Annotated in this window: 1 protein-coding gene; it reads right to left on the bottom strand. The window is 61.4% G+C overall.

Annotated features, from left to right (window positions below; genetic code table 11):
* Positions 1 to 3,291 (bottom strand): condensation domain-containing protein (locus RY1_RS29150; RefSeq protein ID WP_245820003.1); only part of this gene is annotated, 3,291 nt, incomplete at its 3' end.
* Between the last annotated feature and the right edge of the window lie 38 nt (positions 3,292 to 3,329).

The raw sequence follows: 3,329 nt of genomic DNA, 5'->3' as shown, positions 1-3,329 counted from the left end.
GGACGCATCGGCATCGACCACGAACTGCTCCACCGTGCGCGTCATCGAATCAGCAAGTTCATGAATCAGCTCGGTTGAAAAAACTTCAGGCGCATAAGTCATTTCGAACATCAGATTGCCATCGGGCGCGACGGACAACACCAACGGATAGTGCGTCGAATCGACCTGCTCGACAACCGATATCTCGAGTCCGGTGGAGTCGATCGCATTGTCCACGCCCTGCTCGTCGACAGGAAATGACTCGAATACGACGAGTGAGTCGAACAGCTGTGACACGCCGACGACTCTGTGCACATCGGCAAGGCCGACGTAGTGGTGGTCGAGCAACTCAGCTTGCTGCTGCTGCACTCTCTGCGCCAGATCCGACAAACTCTCGTCCGGTCGCAGCGAGACCGCAACCGGCACAGTATTGATGAAAAGGCCGATAGCCGACTCGATACCAGGGATGTGCGGTGGTCGTCCGGACACAGTCGCCCCGAACACGACTTCGGACCGCCCGGTGAGCCGCATCACGATCTGGGCCCACGCCGATTGGATGACAGAGTTCAGCGTCAATCCGGTACGCCGCAATACCTCCGACAGATTATCCAGAACATGTGCGTCGATCTCGAATCGATGGACGTCGGGGAGTTGTCGACCGCGCTGCGAGTGATCCCCGGACACCAACGAGGGCTCGTATCCGGACAACGCACGAGCCCACCTGTCGAGCGCGTCCTCCGAATCCTGCTCGGTGAGCCATCGAACGAACTGCATGTAGCTGTCGGTAGGTCGGCTCGTCATCACTCCCGAGTACGCGGTGAACAACGCTTCGAAGAACAGCGGTGTCGACCAGCCGTCCAGGAGGCTGTGATGGAACGTGCAGATCAACTGGTGTGCAGACTCTTCAGTGCGCACCAATACCATCCGCAGGAGCGGAGGATTCTCGACCCGAAACGACACGCGTCGCTCGTGTGAAGCAATATCCGCCGCGGTCCGATTCGGATACACCTCGGATCTGATGTCGACATGTCGCCAGGGAATTGTCACGCTGGTGGGAATGACCGCAACGAGGTGACCGTCCACGTTCGAGGTGACGAAGGCCGCACGCAGGTTCGAGTAGTCCGCGAGCACTGCGTTCGCTGCAGCCTCCAGTCGATCGCTGTCGAGCCTGCCACGCAGTTCGATTACCGATTGCATCGAGTACAGGTCCACATCCCCGTCACCGAGCTGCGATTCGACAATGATGCCGTGCTGCAAGGGCGTCACGGGTACGACGTCGGTCAATGCGCCGAAGTCCCGCTGCCACCTGTCCATGTCCTCGATCGACACTGAGGAATCCAGTACATCGCTCGGCGTCAAGCGCCGGTTCTGCTGCACACGTGCATGTTCCGCTATGGAATGCAGAGCTGAAACCCAATGATCGGCCAACTCTTGGGCCGCAGCGCTGTCGACAATTCCGGGGACGTAGTCGAATGTTGCTCGCAACACGAGGTCTTCACCGCGTTCGATTGCATCGACATTGACATCGACTGCCGCGGACGCAGGCAGTTCGTCGCCCAACACGCCGCCGATTCCCGTCAACTCGGGCGCAGAGGACCAGTCGTGCTGCTGATCACCCGAGGATTCGAATCTTCCCAAGTAGTTGAAGCCGATCTGTGCTGCCGGACTTGACGAAAGCGCTCCTTCGGAGTCTGCGCCGAACCACCTCAGTAGTCCGAAACCCAGCCCGCGGTCCGGAACCGACGCGAGCGTCTCCTTGACTGCCACGAGAACGTCTCCGATCAGAGACGTGTCCTCGAGAACTTCTGTAGCCGAATGCCCGGCCAGATCGAGCCGAACGGGAAAATAGCTCGTGAACCAGCCGACAGTCTGGGAGAGGTCCACGTCCCCGACAATCGACTCGTCGCGGCCGTGCAGTTCCAGACCGACGACTGTCGAATCACCGTGCGCGCCCCGGGACTGCCGCCACCGTGCCACCGCCAGCGTCAACGCAGCCAGCAGTGCATCGTGCGCACCGCCCCCGTACAGCTGGGGCACTCGGTCCAGGATGACCCGAGCAGTGTCGCTGCCGACCTCGACATCGAGTGACCGTGTGTTCGCCGCGCGGTCGGTCGCTGGATCGAGGTAGCGAACACCGAGTGGAGCAATCTCGGCCAGAGTCTCTTCCCAGTATGAAAGTCGACCGGTAACGCGAGGCGACGTAGCGAAGGTCCGCAGCCGACTCCCCCATTCCTTCAGCGGTGTCACGACGGCAAGATCCTGAGCCGCTGCATCGACGCTGTCCCCGCCCTGAAGCGCGATCCAGATTCGGGCGATGTCGTCGGACAGTACGCGCCACGAAACGCCGTCGATCACGAGGTGGTGGGCGACGATCACCAGGCGACCACGATCGCGCTCCGATGTCGATTCACACCAAACAAAGTGGACAGGCAGGCCGCGTGACATGTCGAGGCTCTCGGCTGCGACGTGCACTATCTGCTCGATCCGTTCAGCGGAGTCCACCCCGGAGTCCCATGACCGAACGGTGAGAATGTCGTCGACGGACACCGCGTCCGGCGTCGCGACGTCGAGCACCCAAGTCCCGGACCTCGATACGAGCGTGGACCGGAACGCGTCGTGACGGATCTGCAGCGCACGTACCAGATCGGTGATCTCCGACTCCGTCGCACCGGCCGGGGTCAACAGTGTCGAGGCCTGGCTGAATGCTTCGTATCCACCCTTGGCCAGCATGTCGAGCGCAATCGGCGGCAGGAGGACTTCACCGATGCCTGTAGACGACTTCAGCACCATCTCCGACGTGGCGACCGAAGCAAGCCGCTCAGCCGATCGGAGCGTGAACACCTGTGCGGCACTGAAGTTCAATCCAGCTGCACGCCCTCGTGCGGCAACCTGAATCGACATGATCGAATCACCGCCGAGCATGAAGAAGTCGTCCTCGACACCGACGTCGGCAATTCCCAACACCTCGGCGAAGAGCGCAACAAGCACTTCCTCCGCCTCGGACGAGGCCCCTCGCGTCGCCTCGCCGAGCCCTGCCAGCACAGGCGCGGGGAGCGCGTTCCGGTCCACCTTCCCGCTCGACAAGCGAGGAAGTTCGGCAACTGTCACCACGATGGGGGTCATGTAGTGCGGCAGAGTCTGCCTGCACCGCTCGACGATCCGCTCGGAACTCGTACTCGACCCACCCACGGCCGCATAGCCGATGAGTCGGGATGCATCGTCGACGATCACCACCGCCGACATGACACCCTCGACCGACAGCATCGCACTTTCGATCTCACCGAGCTCGATACGCAGACCACGCAACTTCACCTGGAAATCGGTACGACCGAGATACTCGAGCGTCCCAG

Origin of the sequence: Rhodococcus yunnanensis NBRC 103083 (assembly GCF_001895005.1) — a bacterium.
Classification (GTDB): domain Bacteria; phylum Actinomycetota; class Actinomycetes; order Mycobacteriales; family Mycobacteriaceae; genus Rhodococcoides; species Rhodococcoides yunnanense.
This window is presented reverse-complemented; position numbering and strand designations above follow the sequence as displayed.